At 63.0% G+C, this 20681-nt stretch carries 14 protein-coding genes; 10 read left to right on the top strand and 4 right to left on the bottom strand.

The genetic code is table 11. The features are described 5' to 3' along the window. The first annotated feature begins 222 nt into the window (after positions 1-222). Positions 223-3441, top strand: coding sequence for an ATP-binding protein (locus tag XalbCFBP2523_RS00505; protein ID WP_230599048.1), 3219 nt, complete (start codon positions 223-225; stop codon positions 3439-3441). A gap of 43 nt (positions 3442-3484) precedes the next feature. On the opposite strand, the gene XalbCFBP2523_RS00510 is transcribed toward XalbCFBP2523_RS00505, so the two are convergent. After that, positions 3485-4138 (bottom strand): response regulator, encoded by a 654-nt coding sequence (locus XalbCFBP2523_RS00510; protein ID WP_045765630.1) that lies wholly within the window; start codon positions 4136-4138, stop codon positions 3485-3487. A 272-nt stretch (positions 4139-4410) separates the two neighbouring features. Here XalbCFBP2523_RS00510 and XalbCFBP2523_RS00515 point away from each other — a divergent pair, with 272 nt between their 5' ends. From XalbCFBP2523_RS00515 to XalbCFBP2523_RS00525, 3 genes are all read left to right on the top strand, one after another. After that, positions 4411-9066 (top strand): ESPR-type extended signal peptide-containing protein, encoded by a 4656-nt coding sequence (locus XalbCFBP2523_RS00515; protein WP_045765631.1) that lies wholly within the window; start codon positions 4411-4413, stop codon positions 9064-9066. Positions 9067-9210: 144 nt separating this feature from the next. Beyond that, positions 9211-10032 (top strand): CDP-diacylglycerol diphosphatase, encoded by an 822-nt coding sequence (locus XalbCFBP2523_RS00520; RefSeq protein WP_045765632.1) that lies wholly within the window; start codon positions 9211-9213, stop codon positions 10030-10032. Between the two features lie 264 nt (positions 10033-10296). Beyond that, on the top strand, positions 10297-10929 hold the full coding sequence (locus tag XalbCFBP2523_RS00525; RefSeq protein WP_407071003.1) for a hypothetical protein: 633 nt from the start codon (positions 10297-10299) through the stop codon (positions 10927-10929). Between the two features lie 411 nt (positions 10930-11340). Here XalbCFBP2523_RS00525 and XalbCFBP2523_RS00530 read toward each other — a convergent pair whose 3' ends face one another. The 3 genes from XalbCFBP2523_RS00530 to XalbCFBP2523_RS00540 are packed head-to-tail and all read right to left on the bottom strand — an operon-like array spanning position 11341 to position 14739. After that, the gene (locus tag XalbCFBP2523_RS00530) at positions 11341-12876 is read right to left on the bottom strand and encodes a pseudouridine synthase (RefSeq protein WP_045765634.1); all 1536 of its coding nucleotides are present in this window, start codon (positions 12874-12876) and stop codon (positions 11341-11343) included. Beyond that, positions 12869-13774, bottom strand: a complete 906-nt coding sequence (gene scpB, locus XalbCFBP2523_RS00535; RefSeq protein ID WP_045765635.1) for an SMC-Scp complex subunit ScpB — start codon at positions 13772-13774, stop codon at positions 12869-12871. Before scpB ends, XalbCFBP2523_RS00530 begins: the two co-directional genes overlap by 8 nt. Before the next feature lie 23 nt (positions 13775-13797). Then, complete coding sequence (locus XalbCFBP2523_RS00540) at positions 13798-14739, bottom strand: segregation and condensation protein A (RefSeq protein WP_045765636.1); 942 nt, start codon at positions 14737-14739, stop codon at positions 13798-13800. Between the two features lie 364 nt (positions 14740-15103). Between XalbCFBP2523_RS00540 and XalbCFBP2523_RS00545 the strand changes: the two genes are divergently transcribed. The 6 genes from XalbCFBP2523_RS00545 to XalbCFBP2523_RS00570 all read left to right on the top strand — a co-directional run bounded on the left by XalbCFBP2523_RS00545 (position 15104) and on the right by XalbCFBP2523_RS00570 (position 20656). Continuing rightward, positions 15104-15403 carry a YciI family protein gene (locus tag XalbCFBP2523_RS00545; protein WP_012915823.1) on the top strand — a complete coding sequence of 100 codons (300 nt, stop codon included), beginning with the start codon at positions 15104-15106 and terminating at the stop codon, positions 15401-15403. Continuing rightward, a complete protein-coding gene (locus XalbCFBP2523_RS00550) occupies positions 15400-15684 on the top strand; it encodes a BolA family protein (protein ID WP_012915824.1) in 285 nt (94 codons plus the stop codon). Before XalbCFBP2523_RS00545 ends, XalbCFBP2523_RS00550 begins: the two co-directional genes overlap by 4 nt. A 361-nt stretch (positions 15685-16045) precedes the next feature. Further along, positions 16046-17626 (top strand): glucoamylase family protein, encoded by a 1581-nt coding sequence (locus XalbCFBP2523_RS00555; protein ID WP_230599258.1) that lies wholly within the window; start codon positions 16046-16048, stop codon positions 17624-17626. After that, positions 17623-18936 (top strand): sugar ABC transporter substrate-binding protein, encoded by a 1314-nt coding sequence (locus XalbCFBP2523_RS00560; protein WP_045765638.1) that lies wholly within the window; start codon positions 17623-17625, stop codon positions 18934-18936. The genes XalbCFBP2523_RS00555 and XalbCFBP2523_RS00560 overlap by 4 nt, the downstream gene beginning before the upstream one ends. Continuing rightward, positions 18933-19814 carry a carbohydrate ABC transporter permease gene (locus XalbCFBP2523_RS00565; RefSeq protein WP_012915827.1) on the top strand — a complete coding sequence of 294 codons (882 nt, stop codon included), beginning with the start codon at positions 18933-18935 and terminating at the stop codon, positions 19812-19814. The genes XalbCFBP2523_RS00560 and XalbCFBP2523_RS00565 overlap by 4 nt, the downstream gene beginning before the upstream one ends. Positions 19815-19819: 5 nt before the next feature. Further along, positions 19820-20656, top strand: coding sequence for a carbohydrate ABC transporter permease (locus XalbCFBP2523_RS00570; RefSeq protein WP_045766694.1), 837 nt, complete (start codon positions 19820-19822; stop codon positions 20654-20656). The last annotated feature ends 25 nt before the right edge of the window (positions 20657-20681 follow it).

The raw sequence follows: 20681 nt of genomic DNA on the forward strand, positions 1-20681 counted from the left end.
CCACGCTGGCGATGCATGCGTGCGTGGCGCATGTAAGCTAGATGTAGGAAACGTCGTGGCTGGTGATGGCGCAGATGCTGGGCTATCCTGCAGAGCCATGTTCTTCCTGCCCTGCCGTCACGGCGTTGCGCTCGTTCGGGGATAGAAATGCCGCAAAAGTTGCTCGCCAGAACGGGCCGATACTACCGGCGCATCCTCTACGGTGCCGCGACCGCGCTTTCTATGTCCATCGTCGCCGCCGCGTTGCTGTTCTGCAGTGGCATCATCGACCAGTACCGCGATAAGCAGATCGCGCAGTTCGTCAAGAGCAGCGAGGAGGTGCAGACGCAGGTGGACGAGTTGTCGGCGCGGCTGGTCCAGTTCGCCGATCTTTACGAAGGCGTATGGAATCTGCGTCAGAACGACGTGGTGCCGGTGCAGCGTTATGCGCGCAAGCTTGCCGAAGGCAAGGGCGTCACGGTCACCGAGGACGACCTCACCGCTGTGCCGTTCACCCTGGTTAGTTCATTGAACGGCACTGCAGACGCGGCTCGCCTGGCCACGGCGCTGCGCGTGGTGCGCGACATGTCCGCAGCGCCTTCCATCGATGCCAAGAAGACCGGAGTGACTCTGGATGGCTTCCTTTATTCACCCGATGCCACCTTCATGGCGGTGTCGCCGGCCATGGGATTGGCTCAGTTGCAGAGCGCGCGCAGCGACGGAGTGAGGGCATTCATCCGCCAACATATCGATGAGCCAGAGCGTTTGATCGCGGCCACGCCCGCGCAAGACCTGCGTAGCCAGCGGCCGCTGTGGCGGCCCGCCGACGAACGCGACGGAGGGTTGTCGGTATCGCAACTCATCGTGCCGATGTTTCGTGATGGTCGGCGTATTTTTACCATTGCGCTGTCGCTACCGGATCGTCAGTTCATGCGCTTTTTTCTACGAAAGGAGACGCGACGTCCCGGTTTCTTTTTGTTGAGCAATGCCGGTCAAGAGAATCTGGGAGATTACCCGCGCGGTGCCGAGGAAGCGGATTTGCTGCGCAGGGTGCGCGCGCAGACTGAGCGGTTTTCCCTGGTGGGTAGCGAGCCGATCGCGTTCTACCGCAGTGGAACCTTCTTCGTGGCCCAGCGCATCGGTGGCCCGGATTGGATCGCTGTCTATGCCTACACTTGGGAAGAAGTGCTGGGCAATCTGCAGCACGAGTTCGTCACCGGGGCGCTGGTCTGCTTGCTGGCGCTGGGGTTCATGTGGGCCACAACGGTGTATTTCGATCTGCGCGTGACCAAGCCGCTGCTCAGAAGTGCCGAAAAATTGATCGAGGCCGAGCATTTCAGCAAGGCCATCATCGATACCTTGCCGATTGGGATTGGCATATACGCGCCCGACACCGATACGGTGATGCTGGAGAACGGGGTGGCCCAGCGTATGCTCGGCAATCTCCCCGACGAGGGTAACCTTGGCTTCTATCGTCATGTCATGTGCGAACGCAACGCTGAAGCCGTGGCTGGCGATCGCCATTCCTTCATCGAGGTGCGTTGGGATCTGGCCGAAGGGCAGAACAGCTACATCGGCGTGGCGTCTTCGCAGACCCGTTTCGGCGGACAACCGGTGGTTCTGCTGGGCCTGGTGGATATCAACGAGCGCAAAGCCAACGAAATGCTGTTGATGGAAGCCAAGCAGACTGCCGACGAGGCCAATCGGGCCAAGTCGATGTTCCTGGCGATCGTCAGCCATGAGATCCGCACGCCGTTGCACGGGGCGATGGGGCATCTAGAACTGCTCTCGCGCAGTCCGCTGAGCTTCGAGCAGGGCGAGTGGGTGGACATGATCCGCCGCTCGTTCGACGCCTTGTTGAACCTGGTCAACGCGCTGCTCGATTCGACCAAACTCGAGGCCAATGCGCTGAAGATCAATCCGGTGCAGATGTCGCCCAACGAGGTGCTGGAGCGTTGCGCACGCAGCTTCGGTGCGTCGATTTTGCAGGGTGGGGTGGCGTTCTACTGCGTTACCGATCCGGATCTGGATGCGATGCTGGAGGGCGACGATCAACGTTTGGCGCAAATTTTGCAAAATCTGCTCGGCAATGCGGCCAAGTTTACCGAACGCGGTTCGATCATGATCTCGTCGCGTTGCCTGAAGCAGGCCGACGGCGAGCTATGGGCGCGCTTCGAGGTGGCAGATACCGGAATCGGCATTCCTGCGTCGATGCAGTCGGCGATCTTCAATCCGCTGGCGCAGGCCGACGACAGTATCAGCCGACGCTTCGGCGGAACCGGGTTGGGCTTGTTCCTGTGCCGCAATCTGTCTCACCTGATGGGCGGGCGCATCAGCGTGCGCAGCGAGCCCGGCACCGGTAGCGTGTTCTGGGTCGATCTGCCGTTCAAGCGCACTGGCCGCGCTCTGCTTACCGAATCGCGGCCATTGGAGGGTTTCGTCGTCGATGTGCTGTGTCCCCATCCTGCCTGGCGCGCCATGCTCGCCGAGCGTCTGCGCCGCTGGGGTGCGAGCTTGCATGCTGCCGACGCTGCGAACGCCTCGCTGCATGTCCGCATCGTGGCCGAAGCCGATAACCGCACCTGGCGCAGCGCCGATTTGAGTGCGGTTCCTATGCTCGGCACGGTCTTCGTTTCGGCCAAAGGGCCGTTGACCCCACGGCGACACGAAAAACAGATCGAGGTGAGTTCGCTGACCTATGCGGGGCTGTTGGAAGCGTTGGCCGAGCTGACGGGCACCGCCGCCGAACATGCGCAGCGGCGCGCGAGCGGGGCCGTTGTGGAGGGCGTGGAGCAAAATTTGGACATTCTCGTTGCCGAAGACGATGCGGTGAACCGCACCTTGATCAAACACCAACTGGCGGCGCTAGGATGTACTCGGGTACGTGTGGCGATCGATGGCATGGAAGCGCTCAAGCTGTGGCTCGAGCGCCGCGCCGATCTGGTCATCACCGATCTGGGCATGCCACACTTGGATGGCGTCGGTTTGCTGCGCAAGTTGCGCGAATTCGATCCGGATGCGCGGGTGGTGGCGACCTCGGCATCGGCGGCGGCGGAGATCAGTGCCGATACCGAGCAGTTCTCCGACTCACTGCAAAAACCCGTGTTATTGAGCGACCTGCGTCGCGTCTTGAGGAATGCCATTTTGTCTCGATCCTCTTCCACAAATTCCGCCAAGCCCCAGGAGTACCGCTCCGATGAATTGGACGCGATGTTGCGTCAGGCGTTTCACGCTGAATGGAGGGCGGAGCGGCAACTTATCGAGCAGGCCTTGGCCGTGCAGGACCTGGAGTCGCTACGCCGACGTATACATCGCCTGCAGGGTGCGTTGATGGCCTTGGGAATGGACGACCTGGTGGAAGAATTGCAATTGCTGCAGCAGGCTTATGCGGGCGGGGATTGGATGTTGCTGAGGTCGCGCTGTCGGCAGCTACTGTCGCATGTAGAGGCTGTGGCGGGTTGAGCGCGTGACCGAGGTTCGTCGGCTCCTATCTGTCAGCGTTCGGCTAGGTGCCATCGATGTCCAGTTCGCGCAGTATGGTGGCCAGTTCCACGTCGTTCTTGGCGCCTAGCTTCTTCATGGCCGCGATCTTCTGGTTGCTGATGGTCTTGGGGCTACGCTTGAGCCGTGCGGCGATCTCGCCCAACGACAATCCATCGGCGGTCATCCGTGCCACCGTGGCTTCCTTGGCGGAGAGCGTGTTTACCCCGGTGGCGCTGCTCCTGCTGTAGCGCGTGGTCAGCAGCGCCGCCGACAGCGAGCTTGGTACATAGAGGCGGCCACTTGCCACGTCGCGTACGGCAGCGACCAGGTTGCCGAAATCGGCACGACTCTTGCCGATGAAACCGGAGGCGCCGAGTTGCAAGGCGGCCGAGACGATCGACGGCGCCGTATGCGCGCTGAGTACTAACAGCCGCATCTGCGGGGCGAGCCGACGCAGGCGCTGCAGCAAGTGCAGGCCATCGGCCTGTGGGTCGCTCTCAAACTCGTAGTCGCACAACAGCACATCCACCGGCTGCTCGGCGAGCGACCGCAGCAACTGGTCGATGGCATCGCAACTGAATACGACTTCGATGTCCAGATTGTCTTTCAGCACGCTGGTGACGCCGAGCAGCACGATCGGGTGGTCGTCGGCGATGCCGACACGGATCCTGTCCATTGTTCAGTTCCTGTGGGTAATTGCCGTCGCATACGCGCCTATCCGACGAATCATACGGTAACCCGGCCAGGTATGGCTCAGTGGAGAGAATATCGCGCCTGCCGCAGCTCTTTGCTTTTTGCTGAACAAGCCATAGCGTGCTGCACGGCTTTAGGCGTTCGCCCAATACGGCTTTTTTTTAGGCGTTCGCCCAATGATGAATTGGGGGCGATCCCATCGTCGTGGTGTCGGGAGAAATCTAATTTCTATGCACCTTCAGCGGGAGCATGGAAATGAACAGGGCATTCAAGATCGTGTGGAATCGTGCCATGGGCGCATGGGTGATCGTGTCTGAATTGGCCAAGACCAAGGCCAAGGGAGGGCGGCAGAAGCGGGCGAGCCATTCGCCGTTTCTTGGTTTGTGCTTAGCAACGCTGGTCTGCATTGTGAGTGCAGAAAATGAAGCGCGTGCTGCCATCTGCTACTGGCATCATGGCTGGGTATGCTCCGATGACCAACCGCAACCGGAAGATGTCACGGGCTTGAAGTACGTCCAAATCAACTCGACTGGGGAAGAAAGCAAGGCCAGTGGCACCGATAGCAGTGCGATGGGGCCGGCGGCGGCGGCTTATGGCGATAACGCCATGGCGTTGGGCAATGGTGCGGTTGCGGGCCAGGCCAATACGAAAGACAAGCCGAACAATTCCTCGACCATTGTCAACGATGTGGCGTTGGGCAAGTCGGCCAAGGCCACCGGCGGCAACAGCTTGGCGCTGGGCGCGGGGGCGTCGGCCGATCAGGCTGGTGCGGTAGCGCTGGGTGCGGACAGCAGCACGGCGGCGGTGGTGGCGACCACCGGTGCGACGATCAACGGGACCGCGTACACCTATGCGGGTACCACGCCGGTGAGCACGGTGAGCGTGGGGAGCGTCGACCACGAGCGCACAGTGACCAACGTGGCGGCAGGTCGCGTGTCCGAAACCAGCACCGATGCGGTGAACGGTTCGCAGTTGTATGCGACCAACAGCGAGGTGGGCAATGTGGGCAGCAAGGTTACCGAGCTCGACAGCACGGTGAAGCAGTTCCAAAACGGCAAGGGTGTTAAGTACATCAATACAAAATCCACCGGCGATGACAGCGTGGCGAGCGGCGCCGACAGCACGGCGATTGGCGTGGCCGCCAACGCGTCGGGTGGCCATACGTTGGCGATCGGTAAGGGAGCCAGTGCGATTGGAGCCGATGCGATAGCGCAGGGAAGCAATGCTTCCGCGTCTGGTCTTGGAGCGGTGGCGCAAGGCAGTAAAGCCTCAGCGTCGGGCGGCAACAGCTTGGCGCTGGGTGCGGGGGCGTCGGCCGATCAGGCTGGTGCGGTAGCGCTGGGTGCGGACAGCAGCACGGCGGCGGTGGTGGCGACCACCGGTGCGACGATCAACGGGACCGCGTACACCTATGCGGGTACCACGCCGGCGAGCACGGTGAGCGTGGGGAGCGTCGACCACGAGCGCACGGTGACCAACGTGGCGGCGGGCCGCGTGTCCGAAACCAGCACCGATGCGGTGAACGGTTCGCAGTTGTATGCGACCAACACCGAGGTGGGTTCGGTCGGTGGCAAGGTCAGCAAGCTTGGTGATCAGGTCACGGAGATCAACACTGCCATCACCAATCTGCAAAATGGCGAGGGTATCAAGTACGTCCATACCAACTCGACTGGGGACGACAGCACTGCCAGCGGCACCGATAGCAGTGCGATGGGGCCGGCGGCGGCGGCTTATGGCGATAACGCCATGGCGCTGGGCAAGTTGGCTAAGGCCACCGGCGTCAACAGCACGGCGGTGGGCGTGGCTGCCAAAGCGGGTGGCCACAGCGCGCTGGCGTTGGGCAGTGAGAGCAATGCCAGCGGCATAGCCAGCAGCGCCCTCGGTTATAATGCCAACGCCAGCGGATACACCGCGACGGCGTTGGGCTTCAACACCAAGGCGTCGGGTCAAAGCAGTGTCGCGGTCGGTAGCTCGGCTAATGCCAGCGGCATAGCCAGCAGCGCCCTCGGTTATCAAGCCAACGCCAGCGGATACACCGCGACGGCGTTGGGCTTCAACACCAATGCGTCGGGTCAAAGGAGTGTCGCGGTCGGTAGCTCGGCCAAGGCCACCGACGTCAACAGCACGGCGGTGGGCGTGGCTGCCAAAGCGGGTGGCCACAGCGCGCTGGCGTTGGGCAGTGAGAGCAATGCCAGCGGCATAGCTAGCAGCGCCCTCGGTTATCAAGCCAACGCCAGCGGATACACCGCGACGGCGTTGGGCTTCAACACCAAGGCGTCGGGTCAAAGCAGTGTCGCGGTCGGTAGCTCGGCCAATGCCAGCGGCATAGCCAGCAGCGCCCTCGGTCATAATGCCAACGCCAGCGGATACACCGCGACGGCGTTGGGCTTCAACACCAAGGCGTCGGGTCAAAGCAGTGTCGCGGTCGGTAGCTTGGCCAAGGCCACCGGCGGCAACAGCCTGGCCTTGGGAGCAGGCGCATCGGCTGAAGGCTACAGCGCCATCGCACAGGGCAAGAGCAGCCAGTCTTCGGGTGAAGGCAGCATCGCGCTGGGCAATTTCACCAAATCCTCCTCCATTAATGCCGTCGCGCTCGGCACCTCCAGTAGTGCGAGTGGCAGTAGCAGTGTCGCAATCGGAGGGGGCGCTAATGCGTCGGGTTACAGCTCGGTTGCGCATGGCGTGTGGGCATCGGCCAGCGGAGGCGCCAGCACAGCGGTCGGTACGCATTCGCAGGCCAGTGAGGTGCGTGCTGTGGCGCTTGGCAACTTCAGTGTCGCCTCGGGCATCAATAGCCTAGCGGCTGGTAACAACGCGAAGGCTTCAAGTACATCGTCCCTGGCGTTGGGTGACCGTGCCACGGCCGATCAGGCCGGTGCGGTGGCTCTGGGTGCGGGCAGCAGCACGGCGGCGACGGTGGCGACCACCGGTGCGACCATCAACGGGACCGCGTACAAATATGCGGGCAACGCGCCGACCAGCACGGTGAGCGTGGGCAGCGCCGGTCACGAGCGCACAGTGACCAACGTGGCGGCGGGCCGCGTGTCCGAAACCAGCACCGATGCGGTGAACGGTTCGCAGTTGTATGCGACCAACACCGAGGTGAGCTCGGTTGGAGGCAAGGTGACCGAGATCAATAAGACCTTGGAGAAACTGCAGCAAGGAACGGGCGTGAAGTACGTCAATACCAACTCCACCGGCGATGACAGCGTGGCGACCGGCACCGACAGCACGGCGATTGGCGTGGCCGCCAACGCGGCGGGTGACCGCACGTTGGCGATCGGCAAGGGGGCCAGTGCGCTCGGCGGCGATGCGGTGGCGCAGGGCAGTAATGCTTCCGCGTCCGGTCTGGGAGCGGTGGCGCAAGGCAGTGACGCCACCGCGTCGGGAGGCTACAGCGTGGCGCAGGGTGCTTCTGCGCAAGCTAGCGGTGCGGCCTCGATCGCGATCGGCGATAGCTCGAGTGCGCAGGCTAAGAACGCGGTCGCCATCGGCAGCAAGGCGGTTGCCAGCTCCACCGGCGATGTCGCCCTGGGGAGTGGCAGCACGACCAGTTCGGCCATTGCCACCAAAGGCGTCGTGCTCAATGGTCACAGCTACGCCTTTGCTGGCACCGCGCCGACCAGCACGGTCAGCGTGGGCAGCGCGGGCAACGAGCGCACGGTGACCAATGTCGCCGCTGGTCGTCTGTCCGAAACCAGTACCGATGCGGTCAACGGTTCGCAGTTGCATGCGACCAACACCGAGGTGAGCAAGCTCGACCATGCGGTCAAGAGTATCCAGGGCGGCGACGGTGTGAAGTACATGCGGGTCAATTCAAGCGGGGAAGATAGTGTTGCCACTGGTGCCGACAGCATTGCGATCGGCCCCGATGCGGTCGCCGGCAACGCGAATGACGTGGCGATTGGTGCGAGTGCTCGCACGGCGGCGACCACAGCGGTAGCATCGACGACCCTGGGCGGCTCCACCTACAACTTTGCGGGCAGCACGCCGGTCGGTGCGTTCAGCGTCGGTGCGGTGGGTGCGGAGCGGCAGATCCAGAATGTCGCCGCTGGCCGTCTAAGTGCTAGCAGCACCGATGCGGTGAATGGCTCGCAACTGTATGCCACCAACCAAAAAGTGCAAGACAACTCCAGCACGATTTCCACCTTGCAGAGTTCGCTGACCACCATGCAGGAGACGACCAGGAAAGGCAGTGCTTTCTCGGGTGGCAGCGGGACCGGCAGTAGTAAGGCCGAATCCAGTAGTGCTAGCAGCACTCCCGCGAATCAGGTGGTTCCGGTGGCCGTCGGCAACAACGGCACATCGGTGGTGGTTGGTCCGACGGCGACGGCCAGTAACACCAGCACCACGGCTGCCGGCAACAACAGTCAGGCCAGCGGTTTGAACGCAACGGCGATGGGCGCGGATGCGGTCGCTTCCGGTGCCGGTAGTGTGGCTGTAGGCAAGGGAGCCAAGGCCACGGAGGCCAACAGCGTCGCCTTGGGCCAGGGATCGGTGGCTGATCGTGCCAATAGCGTGTCGGTGGGTTCGGCCACCAATCAGCGCCAGATCACCAACGTGGCAGCGGGAACGCAGCTTACCGATGCGGTCAATGTGGGGCAGTTGAACGATGGGCTGAGCGGTGTGGTGGATTGGTCGCGCAACTACACCGATACCCGTGTGGGTCAGGTCGATCGGCGCGCCAGTGCCGGCGTGGCGGCGGCGATGGCGATGTCCAGCCTGCCGCAGGCGTACCAGCCGGATCAAAGCGCGGCGGGCGTGTCGCTGAGTTCGTTCCGCGGCGAACAGGCGATCGCAGTGGGCGTGTCGAAGATCAGCGAAAGTGGTCGTTACCTGTTCAAGGTCAACGCCAGTGCCACCACCCGTGGCGATGCCGGTGTGGCAGTGGGGGCTGGCATGGTTTGGTAAGCCGGGCTGCCGCCGGTCGGTCGCTGGTGTAATGCGCCGGCCGGTGGCCTCCCAACCACGCGTACAAGCGCGTCCACGGACGCGCTTTTTTGTTGCCGGCGGCGATGGTAGGAAGCCGGGCGACGGGGAAGAAATGTGTCGAAGATGAATATGTTCGGATACCGCGCGTTTGGCGTGATGGCGCTGTCGTTGATGACGGTGGGAAGCGTTCTGGCGCTGTATCGCCATCATGCAGACACAGTGTGGCGTGTCGTCCACCGGCAATGCGCGTCCGATGCGTCGTGCTCCGGGGAGGCGATGCCGTTCCGGGCCATGGACTTGGCGCAGGATTATGCCTTGTTGCAGGACAGGGACGGCCGGGCGCATGTCGTGTTGGTTCCGACCCGCCGAATTGTCGGGGTCGAAAGTCCGTTGCTACAACGGCGTGAAACGCCGAATTATTTCTGGCTGGCATGGCGCGCGCGCGGCGCGCTCTCGGAACTTCTGGGCAAAGCGGTTCCCGATACCGCAGTGGCCATTGTCGTCAATGCGCAAACGGCGCATTTGCAGAACCAGCTAGAACTGCACATCGCCTGCTTGCGCGCAGACATCCGTCAGCGACTGGCATCGGTGGGGGCGCACTGGAATCCGCGCTGGAGCGGATACTGGCTGCAAGGGCACCATTACTATTTGCGAACCTTGAGCGAAGAGGAGCTGATTCAGCACAGTCCGTTCATTCGCTTGGCCGAGGAGCTTCCCGAGAATCCCGTCAAACTGGAACGCTACGGCTTGGCTTTGAGCAGGTTGCAGGATGGCCGTTTCGTATTGCTGGCATTACCGCGGACCTTGCTGGGTCGGGGGGCAACGTTGGGTGCGACGCGCGAACTGCAGGACGACACCTGTACGAGTGCTGGTACGCGCAGTTTTTCCGCTTCATGGAACTCGCGCGTGATGTGGCCGGGTGAACGCAGTGGCGTGCAGTGGTAAAGGGATCGCTAGGGTGCCGAATACCCGCCGACAGCTAACTCTGCATGCTAGTCGCTTGAGGTGTCATCTGCGTTTTTGGTCGGTGATGCGGGTCGCGTGCGGCTGGCGCCTGGGTTTCCAAAATATCTCGGCTTTGCTGGAGTTGCGCGAATGTAGCGCTGGTGCGTGCGGTGGTTGTGCGCGAGAATCTGCCGAGCGCGTAAGACCCCGGAGAAGATGCCGATGTTTCTTTACTCGCATGAGCCGCATCGAGGCGATGTGGCAATTGCCATGGCGGCCCTTGTTACGCTGATGTTCTGGCTGTTGCTGGTTCCTGTCGGGGCGGCTGCCGGGCAGGTGGTGGCGTCGTGCGCGGTCGACCGGTCCACATTGCTGGCCCTCGACCAGCAGCAGTTCGACCAGGATGTCAGCAATGGTGGCGGTGGTTGGCGTGCATTGGCGGCGCGGCCAGGCTGCGAACTGGCCGCTGCCGATTTGATCCGCGATTACAGGAAGTCCCATCCTCATTCGGCCGATGTCGGGTTGCTTTACTGGCACGAAGGACAATTGCGCGCATTCGCTGGCGACAGCGCTGCGGCCATTGCGTTGATGCAGACTTCCAAAAAGCCGCCGTCGCAGGATGTCGCCGGGTGGAATCCTTATGTCGATGCAACCGTGGCGTTCCTAGCGCACGACCGCGCGGGATTCGCTAAAGCCAGGCGTGCGCTGAAAGCAGTGCGGCCATCTGCGGACTTACCACCCTTACAGCATGGGATGCTGCACATGTCATTGCCCGACGGCCAGACGTTCGAAATACGTTGGCCACTGAATGCGGACGTGGTCGAGGGCTTGGCGCGTTGCATGGACCGGCCTTATAGCGTTGCCTATGGGCCCGATTGCCGGCCGCACAGCGACTGAGGCAGCTCCTTCCCATGATGACGCAGCCGCACATGCACGTCGTGGCCAAGTGCGATCTTCTTGATGGGTGACAGAGAGAGGCCGGTGCTGCCCGATGGATACGTGATGCGGCTTACCGTCTGCGCTTTCGGTATCGCAACTGACCACGGTCGCTAACGTCGCGATCTCCCGTTGCGTGCGCTTCGCTTCGTTGCTTTGCTTGCGCGGGCGAGCCGGTGTGGGGCAACGATGCGCCCAATGCACGATGCAATGCGAACGCGGCCAGATGTGCGTTCATCACTTTCTACGCATTTCCGCTTGGCGGTCGCGGGCGGTGGCGTCGATCGCGCGCGCCGCTCAAAAAGAGCGCCGTTGCGCAGGCACTCTTGATGATGTCGGTGCTTAGGCGCCCCTGCGCCAGTGCCTGGAGACTCAGCGACCGCCGCGCGGGCCGTGGTTGCCGCCGCCCGGACGCCCGCCACCGGGGCGGTTACCAGCCGGGCGACCGCCTGGGCCACGCTTCTGCCCGTCGGCGCGGGGGCCGGCTGGACGCGGGGAGCGCGGTGCGGCGCCGTAGGGGCTGAAACCGGGATTGGCGTGGTCGGACGGGAAGCTGGGTGCATTGCCTGGATGTCCGTAAGGATGCGCCTTGCGCTGGCCTTGGCCCTGACTGCGGCTTTGGCCTGCACCCGCGCCGCCACCAGCCGGACGCGGCTTGGCATAGGGACGCCCCTGGCCTTGCCCTTGCCCCGTGCCGCGACCACCTGGGCCCGCGTTGCGGTGCCCGGCCGGGCCGGTGCTGACGCCATCGGGGACGTACCAGGTGCGGAAGGCGGCGGGATTGCCGTCCGGCAACGGCTTGGGTCCCTTCGGGGTGCGTTGTTTGAATGGTTTTTGCGCCTGCTTGGCGGCCATTTCGCCGCTTACAGTCAGCCCGCCGTGCGGTTTCTTGCCGCCGCGCCCGCGGCCGCGGTCTTCGCGGAAGGTGTCGAAGCGGCGCAGTTCGCGCCCTTCGTCGGCGGCGTTATGGCCGTTGACGTAGGCGTTGCCGCCGCGCCCCACCTGCACGACGGCCTTGGCGGCCTTGGCGGCCTTGCGTTGGCCGATCACCGGCTGCAGGGTCAGCGCCGACGGCGTGCCTTCTTCCAGCTTCAGTTCGGCACGTAGCGCCTCGACTTTGTCCTGCGCCAGTTCCATGGATTGTCCGCGCAATACTTCGCGCGGCAGCGCCACCTTGCCGTAGCGGGTACGCTTGAGTCGGCTGACTTGGCAACCCTGCGATTCCCACAAACGGCGTACTTCGCGGTTGCGTCCTTCCTTGACCACCACCCGGAACCAGTCGTGCGAATCGGTACCGCCGATGCGTTCGATTTCGTCGAACTTGGCGCTGCCGTCTTCCAGCACGACTCCGCGTGCGAGGCGCTCGATCATGCTGTCCGGCACGCTTTCCTCGCCTTCCGGGGCGCGTACGCGCACCACGTATTCGCGTTCGATCTCGTAGGAGGGGTGCATCATCGCGTTGGCCAGTTCACCGTCGGTGGTGAGCAGCAGCAGGCCGGTGGTGTTAATGTCCAGGCGGCCGATCGCGATCCAGCGTGCGCCCTTCAGCGCCGGCAGTGCCTCGAAGATGGTGGGGCGGCCTTCGGGATCTTCGCGCGTTGTCACTTCGCCTTCGGGCTTGTTGTAGATCAGCACGCGCGCGGGCTCGGTCAGCGCACTGGCGACAAAGCTGCGTCCGTCCAGTTCGATCCTGTCTCCGCTCTTGATCGACATGCCGGTCTGCGCGACTTCGCCATTGACCTTGACCAGGCCGTCGGCGATGCGCTGTTCCAGCGCGCGGCGCGAACCCAGCCCAGCTTGGGCCAGGACCTTGTGCAGGCGTTCTTCCAGTTTCGGCTGCTCGGCGGCGCTCGCGTCGCGTTTGAGCGAGAGCGTGTTCAACGACAGCTTGCGGGGGGTGTCACTCATTTACTTGGCTCCGGTCGGCGCGGTGCGCGTCGGCCTGTGGTTCGGAATCGGTATCGTCAACAGCCACGGTCGTCGTCGCGACGGCGTTGTCTTCGGCTTCGTTCGCATCCGCCGCGCGCTCGCCCGGCGCGGCTTCGGGTTCGCCCGTCGGGGCGGTATCGGAAATCCATGCGGTCGGCGCGTCGGCGTCGGCGGCATTTGGAACTGATGGTGTTGCGTTGTCGTTCCCGGTGTCGGTATCTGCGCTGGGCACCGGCGTGGTGTTGCCGGTCGTTGTCGATGCCGTTTGGGCGTTCGCATCGGTGCTGGCTTGGGCCATGTCGCCCACCGGTAGCGTGTCGCGATCCAACGGCAGCTGCGGCTCCAGTTCGCCGATGTCCTTGAGCTCGGACAAGGGCGGCAATTCGTCCAGACGTTTGAGTCCGAAGTAGTCCAGGAACCCTTTGGTGGTGCCGAACAAGGCGGGTTTGCCCGGCACGTCGCGGTGGCCGACCACACGGATCCACTCGCGCTCTTCCAATGCCTGGATGATGTTACTGCTCACCGCCACGCCGCGCACTTGTTCGATCTCGCCGCGGGTGATCGGCTGGCGGTATGCGATCAGTGCCAGGGTCTCCAGGGTGGCGCGGGTGTAGCGGGTTTTGCGTTCGGTCCACAGCCGCGCCACCCAGGCATGCACGTCGCTGCGCACTTGGTAGCGGAACCCGGAGGCGACTTCGACCAGTTCCACGCCTCGGTCTTCGCAGGCTTCGCGCAATTGCTCCAGTGCGCGTTCGATGCTGCCGGGCGGGGCGGGCTGGTCCTCGGGAAACAGGCCGTGCAGCTGCACCAGCGGCAGGGGCTGGTTGGCGGCGAGCAGGGCGGCTTCGACGATGCGGTTGATCAGCGCTTGATCCATGCGTGGGTGGGTTCTTGGTGGACTCAGGGGGCGGCGTCGGCGGTGTCGCTGTCGTCGAACTCGCTGTTGAACTGCAGTGGTGCGTTGGTGTTGCCCAGTGCCAGCGATTTGACGTAGATCGGCGGCAACGGTGGTCGTTCGGTGGCGTCTGCTGGGACATGCGCCAGTGGCTCTTGGACGATGTCCAGCAACTGCTCCTTGGCCAGTTCCAGTAAGGCGAGGAAGGTGACCAGCACGCCCAGCTTGCCTTCCTCGGCAGTGAACAGCGATTCGAAACGGTGGAACTTGCCGTCGTCCAGACGGCCCAGCACGTCGCCCATACGCTGGCGCACGCTCAAGGCTTCGCGCTTGATCGCGTGGCCGCTGAATAATTCGGCACGCTTGAGCACGTCGTACAGCGCCAGCAGCATTTCCTTCAGTTCCACCGGCGGCGGCAGCTTCACGGCGGTACGGTCGGGTACGTACGCATGTACCACAGTGGTGTCGCGGTCCTGCCGCGGCAGCGCATCGATGTCTTCCGCCGCTTGCTTGAAGCGTTCGTACTCCTGCAAGCGCCGGACCAATTCCGCCCGTGGATCCACCTCTTCGCCGTCTTCTACCGGCGGGCGGGGCAGCAGCATCCGCGATTTGATCTCGGCCAGGATCGCGGCCATCACCAGATACTCGGCCGCCAGTTCGAAACGCAGTTCCTGCATCACATTGATGTAGTCCACGTACTGTCGGGTGATCTCGGCGACGGGGATGTCCAGGATATCCAGGTTCTGCCGGCGGATCAGGTACAGCAGCAGGTCGAGCGGGCCCTCGAATGCGTCCAGGATGACTTCCAGGGCATCCGGCGGAATGTACAGATCCTGCGGGATCTGCAGCACCGGTTGCCCATGCACCACCGCCAGCGGCATTTCCTGCTGCTGTGGGGTGGTCGTCTGGATTGGCGGGTTCGCGTCTAGCGCGAGTTCGGAGGTCATCGGTTGGACATCGGTGTTGCGGTAGCGAAGGGCAGGGCAGGGCAGGGAGGACCTTGCGCAGCTCCTTGCCGGCAGTAGTGCGGTTTATGGCGCGTCGCCCCCGCAACGCGATCCCTGATTCAACAAATAACACGACGCACGCCACGTGTGGCGTGGCGGCGGAACAACGGAGGAGGACGTCTGCGCGGGTGGTGTCAGGCAGCGAATTAGCCGTCGGAAGGGGGCTTGAGTGGCCAGCTACCGACGGGACGCTGCATCCGGCCGCGTGCAATGGTGCTAAGGGTAATGCGCCGGCAGGGTCGGTGTCCAGCGTTGCGGCGGTAGAATTTGTCGATGTTCGGTGCGCAACGAAGGCAGGTAGCGGATGTGGTACGTGATCGAGGGGTACGATGGCGAGGAAGCGTTGCCACGGCGCGCGGCGGCACGGCCGGCGCATTTGCAGCGGCTGGTGGCGCTTCAGGAGGCCGGACGCCTGCTGTTGGCCGGGCCGTGTCCGGCGATCGACGCAGAAGATCCGGGTCCTGCCGGCTTCAGCGGGAGCGTGGTGGTGGCTGCGTTCGACTCGTTGGCCGAGGCGCAGGTTTGGGCGCATGCCGATCCGTATGTCGCGGCCGGCGTCTATGCGCGAGTCGAAGTGCGGCCGTTCCGCAAGGTATTGCCATGAGTCAGGTGGCCGCAGACCGGGTCGAGCGGATCCGCGAGGCGCTGCAGACGGCGTTCGCGCCGTTGGCGCTGGAGATCGAAGACGATAGCCACCGTCATGCCGGGCATGCCGGTGCGCGTGATGGTCGTGGTCATTTCAATGTGCGCGTGGTCAGCGCCGCTTTCGCGGGCATGGGACCCCTGGCCCGGCACCGCGCAGTGTATGCCGCGCTAGGCGACATGATGCAGACCGACATCCATGCGCTGTCGATCCGCGCCGAGGTTCCGGGGGCTGGGGGCTGACATTGCGTCTGGACTGGGATGCGGCCGCTCGTCGGCACTGCAGCGTTCTGAACAAGCCCGATCATGATGTCGCGGGCCTGTCGCCGAGATCGGTTCGACGAATTTCAAAGTGGCTAACAAAACGTCGCCAGTCGCTGCCTGGCGGTCACCACGCCGTGCGATATCATGCAGTACGACCCGTATTCCACGTTGGACGATAAGGAATTCAACCTGGCTATCGACAAGCAATGCGACACTGCGGCCCAAGCTTGCCAGTGGCGTTGCACTGGTTGTGGTAAGGATGGTGTGTGGTGCAGGTAAACGTATACGGGGTGGCACGATGAGGCAAAAACGCAGTTCCGCACGCATTTTGCTGCTCATGATGGCGGCAGGCGTGTTGTTGACGTCGTGCAAGAAAGCCGAGGAACCGAAGCTGGTGCAGAAGAAGCCGGTCCAGGTGATCCTGATCGAGGCGCAGCTTCCGCCGAAACCGGTGAAGCCGGAGTTGCCTAAGCTATTCAGCGACATCGAGCGGCGCACCTTCCAGTTTTTCTGGGACACCACCAACGAAACCAACGGACTGACCCCTGATCGCTTTCCGTCGCGTCCGTTCGCCAGTATTGCTTCGGTCGGCTTTGCCCTGACCGCCTATCCCATCGGCATCGAGAACGGCTGGATCAGCCGCAAACAGGCGGTGGACCGCACACTGACCACCTTGCGTTTCTTCCGCGATGCCCCGCTGGGGCCGCAGCGCACCGGCAAGGCGGGCTATAAAGGCTTCTACTATCATTTTCTGGACATGCAGAATGGCCGTCGCTATGACAGCTGGGTGGAGCTGTCCAGCGTCGATACCGCCATGCTGATGATGGGCGTGCTGTTCGCGCAGTCTTACTACGACGGCGATGATGCCAGCGAGAAGCAGATCCGTGACATCGCCGATACGTTGTACAAGCGTGTGGAATGGGGCTGGTTGCAGCAGCGCGAGCCGTTGATCTCGATGGGGTGGTTTCCGGAGAGCGGCTTCATCAACCACGATTGGACCGGTTACAACGAAGCGATGATGCTTTACGTGCTGGCGCTCGGTTCGCCGACCCACTCAGTCAGCCCGGATGCGTGGACGCTATGGACGCGCACCTATAACAATGACTGGGGCGTGTATTACGGGCAGGAGTATCTTTCGTTCGGCCCGATGTTCGCGCATCAGTACAGCCATGTCTGGATCGATTTCCGCGACATCCAGGACGAGTACATGCGCGAACGCGGCATCGATTACTTCCTCAACAGTCGCCGCGCGGTGCTGGCGCAGCGTGAGTACGCCATCGCCAATCCGATGAAGTGGAAGGACTATGGCGAGAACGTGTGGGGGTTGACCGCCAGCGATGGTCCGCAGAACACCGAGCAGGACTACCACGGCGATCAGCGTCAGTTTCGCCATTATTCCTCGCGCGGCGCGGGCCTGCGCGAGAACTTCGACGATGGCACCCTGGCGCCCACCGCCGCGATTGCCTCGCTGGTGTTCGCGCCGGAGGTGGTGATTCCTGCTGCCGAGGAAATGCACAAGCGCTATGGCGACTTCATCTACTCCAGCTATGGCTTCCTGGATTCGTTCAACCCCAGTTTCAACTACGATATTCCGCTCAAGACTGGGCGGGTCGTTCCTGGTCGTGGTTGGGTGTCCAGCGATTACATCGGCATCGATCAGGGGCCGATCCTGGCCATGATCGCGAATTACCGCAATGAGTTCGTCTGGAACGTCATGAAGAAGAACAAGTACATCCGGACCGGGCTGGAGCGCGCTGGTTTCAGTGGCGGTTGGCTAACCCCGGACGGTGAGGCGCAGTCGGTGCTGAAGAAGGACGAACAGGCCGCCAAGGCCAGGGAGATCGGCATCGCCGAATCGCGCGCCGCCCCCGTACAGGCACCACAGAATTCCGTGCCGCGTCAGTCACACAATCCCAGATGAGTACGCCGCGCACGATCCTTCGTTGGCTGCTGTTGTGGTGGCTGGTGATGGCGTTGTGCGGTTGCGCACGTGCGCCGCAAGGCGAGGTGCTGCGGTTCTGGGCGATGGGGCGCGAGGCCGAGGTCGTGGCCGAATTGATCCCGCAATTCGAAAAGGAAAACCCCGGGATCCACGTGCAGATCCAGAATATTCCCTGGACCGCCGCGCACGAAAAGTTGCTGACCGCCTTTGCCGCCGACGGCTTGCCGGACGTGTGCCAGTTGGGCAATACCTGGATTGCGGAGTTCGCCGAGTTGGGCACTTTGCAGCCGTTGCAGCCCTACGTGGCCCATTCCAAGATCGTGGACCCGGCGGACTATTTCCCTGGCATCTGGGACACCAGCGTCATCGACGGTCAGCTCTATGGCGTGCCGTGGTACGTGGATACGCGTCTGCTGTTCTACCGGAAGGACATCCTGCGCGCGTCTGGCGTGGAGACGCTGCCGCGGACCTGGGCCGAGTGGGAACAGGCGATGGCGGCGGTGAAGCGGCACGTCGGGCCGAAGCGCTATGCGATCTTGATGCCTCTCAACGAATTCGAGCAGCAATTGTCGCTGGGCCTGCAATGGCCCGATCCGCTGCTGCGCGACCACGACAACTACGGGAATTTCGAAAGCCCCGATTTCCGCAAGGCACTGGCGTTCTACGCCAATATGTTCGAGCGCGGCTGGGCACCGAAGATGTCCGAGACCCAGATCTCCAACGTGTGGGACGAGTTCTTCAATGGGCTCTACGCGTTCTACATTTCCGGACCTTGGAACATCCGCGAGTTCCGCCAGGTCGAACCCGCGGCGCTGAAGGACCAATGGGGCACGCTGCCGTTGCCCGGTCCTGACGGTCCCGGCGCGGGCATCGCCGGTGGTACCAGCCTGGTGATCTTCCGTAGGTCCGAGCACAAGGACGCGGCGTGGAGGCTGATCGAATTCCTGTCGCGGCCACAGATTCAGGCACGCTTCCACGCGCTGATTGGCGACATGCCCCCTCGGCGTAGCACTTGGGCGTATCCGTCGTTGGCCGACGATCCGCTGGCGCACGCATTCGGCGATCAGCTGGAACGGGTCAAGCCGGCGCCGAAAGTGCTGGAATGGGAACGCATCGTGCAGGAAATGCGTCTGGCCACCGAACGCGTGGTGCGTGGTGGCGAACCGCAGGACAAGGCGATGCGAGAATTGGACGAGCGTGTCGACGAGATCCTGGAGAAACGGCGTTGGATCCAGCGTCAGCAGCTTAGGCAGGCAGCGACCGCACCGGCCGCAGGAGCGGCGCCATGAAGCGCGGTTCCCTGGTCGGCTGGCTGTTCGCAGGCCCGGCGCTGATCGTGATCGGCGTGTTCTTCGGGGTGCCGGTGCTGTCGGCGTTGCTGCTGAGCCTCACCGATTTCGATCTGTACGCGCTGGCTGACCGCCACAACTTGCGTTTCGTCGGTGTCGGCAACTATCTGGAGTTGCTGCAGACACCGATGTTCTGGAAGTCGCTCTGGAATACCACGTATTTCGTCATCGTCGGCGTACCGCTGTCCATTGCCACCTCGCTTGGCGCGGCGCTGCTGCTCAATGCGCCGGTGGCGCGGTGCAAGGCGCTGTTCCGCACCGCGCTGTTCGCGCCGGTGGTGACCACGCTGGTGGCGGTGGCGGTGATCTGGCGTTACCTGTTCCACACCCGCTACGGCCTGGTCAATTATGCGCTGGCACACGTGGGCATCGGCCCGATCGACTGGCTCGGCGACCCGCACTGGGCGATGCCGACCATTATGCTGTTCGCTGTCTGGAAGAACTTCGGCTACAACATGGTGATCTTTCTCGCTGGCCTACAGGCCATTCCGCAGGATCTGTACGAGGCGGCGCGCATCGATGGCGCATCGAAGTGGCGGCAATTGCTGCATATCACCCTGCCGATGCTGGGGCCGGTGTTGTTGGTGGTCGGGGTCATCACCGTGTCCGGCTACTTCCAGCTGTTTGCCGAACCTTACGTGATGACGCGCGGCGATCCGCTGCAAAGCACGGTCAGCGTGCTGTATTACATGTTCGAGGAGGGCTTCAAGTGGTGGAACCTCGGCCGCGCCTCGGCGGTGGCGTTCCTGCTGTTTCTGATCATCCTGGCAGTGACGACGGTCATGCTGCGTTTCGGCCGCAAGAAGGACTTGGTATGAGTGGCATGAGCCGGGAGATCGGTGCTTCGCGTTGGCATGCGCTGCTGGTCAATGGCGGGCTGCTGCTGCTCGCCGTGTTCAGCCTGACGCCACTGTCGTGGATGGTGTCGGTGTCGTTTATGCCGGCCGGGCAGGCCAGCCACTTTCCACCGCCGTTATTGCCCAGTGGCGCCACGCTGGACAACTATGGCGAGTTGTTCGCGCACACCGGTATGGCACGCAATTTCGCCAACAGCCTATTGGTGTCGTGCGCGATCACGCTAAGCTCGCTGCTGATCAATACTATGGCTGGCTACGCCTTCGCCAAATTACGTTTCGTCGGCAAGGAGCGGATCTTTCAGGTGCTGTTGGCGGCATTGGTGATCCCAGCGCAGGTTGCGATGCTGCCGCTGTTCCTGTTGATGAAGCAATTGCATCTGGTCAACAGCTTCGGTGGCGTGGTGGTGCCGGCGCTGGCGACGGTGTTCGGCATCTTTCTGGTGCGCCAGTATGCGCGTTCGATCCCGGACGAGTTGCTGGAAGCGGCGCGCATCGACGGTGCTGGCGAACTACGCATCTTTTTCCAGATCGTGTTGCCGATGCTCAAGCCTGTGCTGGTGACGTTGACCATCTTCACTTTCATGGCCGCATGGAACGACTTCATGTGGCCGCTGATCGTGTTGACCGACCAGGAACACTACACCTTGCCGGTGGCATTGGCGGCACTGTCGCGCGAGCACATCATGGACGTGGAAATGATGATGGCCGGCGCGGTGGTGACGGTGATTCCGGTGCTGGCGTTGTTCCTGGCGCTACAGCGCTATTACATCCAGGGTTTGCTGCTTGGTAGCGTGAAGGGCTGAGGCGCAGCGCTTGTTTCCATCGGTG

Source organism: Xanthomonas albilineans (assembly GCF_002939705.1).
GTDB lineage: Bacteria > Pseudomonadota > Gammaproteobacteria > Xanthomonadales > Xanthomonadaceae > Xanthomonas_A > Xanthomonas_A albilineans.

Bases quoted from the DNA above. Each gene is read 5' to 3' on its own strand.
- XalbCFBP2523_RS00505 (WP_230599048.1), top strand. From the start codon at position 223: ATGTCCATCGTCGCCGCCGCGTTGCTGTTCTGCAGTGGCATCATCGAC.
- XalbCFBP2523_RS00510 (WP_045765630.1), bottom strand. From the start codon at position 4,138: ATGGACAGGATCCGTGTCGGCATCGCCGACGACCACCCGATCGTGCTG.
- XalbCFBP2523_RS00515 (WP_045765631.1), top strand. From the start codon at position 4,411: ATGAACAGGGCATTCAAGATCGTGTGGAATCGTGCCATGGGCGCATGG.
- XalbCFBP2523_RS00520 (WP_045765632.1), top strand. From the start codon at position 9,211: ATGAATATGTTCGGATACCGCGCGTTTGGCGTGATGGCGCTGTCGTTG.
- XalbCFBP2523_RS00530 (WP_045765634.1), bottom strand. From the start codon at position 12,876: ATGAGTGACACCCCCCGCAAGCTGTCGTTGAACACGCTCTCGCTCAAA.
- scpB (WP_045765635.1), bottom strand. From the start codon at position 13,774: ATGGATCAAGCGCTGATCAACCGCATCGTCGAAGCCGCCCTGCTCGCC.
- XalbCFBP2523_RS00540 (WP_045765636.1), bottom strand. From the start codon at position 14,739: ATGACCTCCGAACTCGCGCTAGACGCGAACCCGCCAATCCAGACGACC.
- XalbCFBP2523_RS00545 (WP_012915823.1), top strand. From the start codon at position 15,104: ATGTGGTACGTGATCGAGGGGTACGATGGCGAGGAAGCGTTGCCACGG.
- XalbCFBP2523_RS00550 (WP_012915824.1), top strand. From the start codon at position 15,400: ATGAGTCAGGTGGCCGCAGACCGGGTCGAGCGGATCCGCGAGGCGCTG.
- XalbCFBP2523_RS00555 (WP_230599258.1), top strand. From the start codon at position 16,046: ATGGCGGCAGGCGTGTTGTTGACGTCGTGCAAGAAAGCCGAGGAACCG.
- XalbCFBP2523_RS00560 (WP_045765638.1), top strand. From the start codon at position 17,623: ATGAGTACGCCGCGCACGATCCTTCGTTGGCTGCTGTTGTGGTGGCTG.
- XalbCFBP2523_RS00565 (WP_012915827.1), top strand. From the start codon at position 18,933: ATGAAGCGCGGTTCCCTGGTCGGCTGGCTGTTCGCAGGCCCGGCGCTG.
- XalbCFBP2523_RS00570 (WP_045766694.1), top strand. From the start codon at position 19,820: ATGAGCCGGGAGATCGGTGCTTCGCGTTGGCATGCGCTGCTGGTCAAT.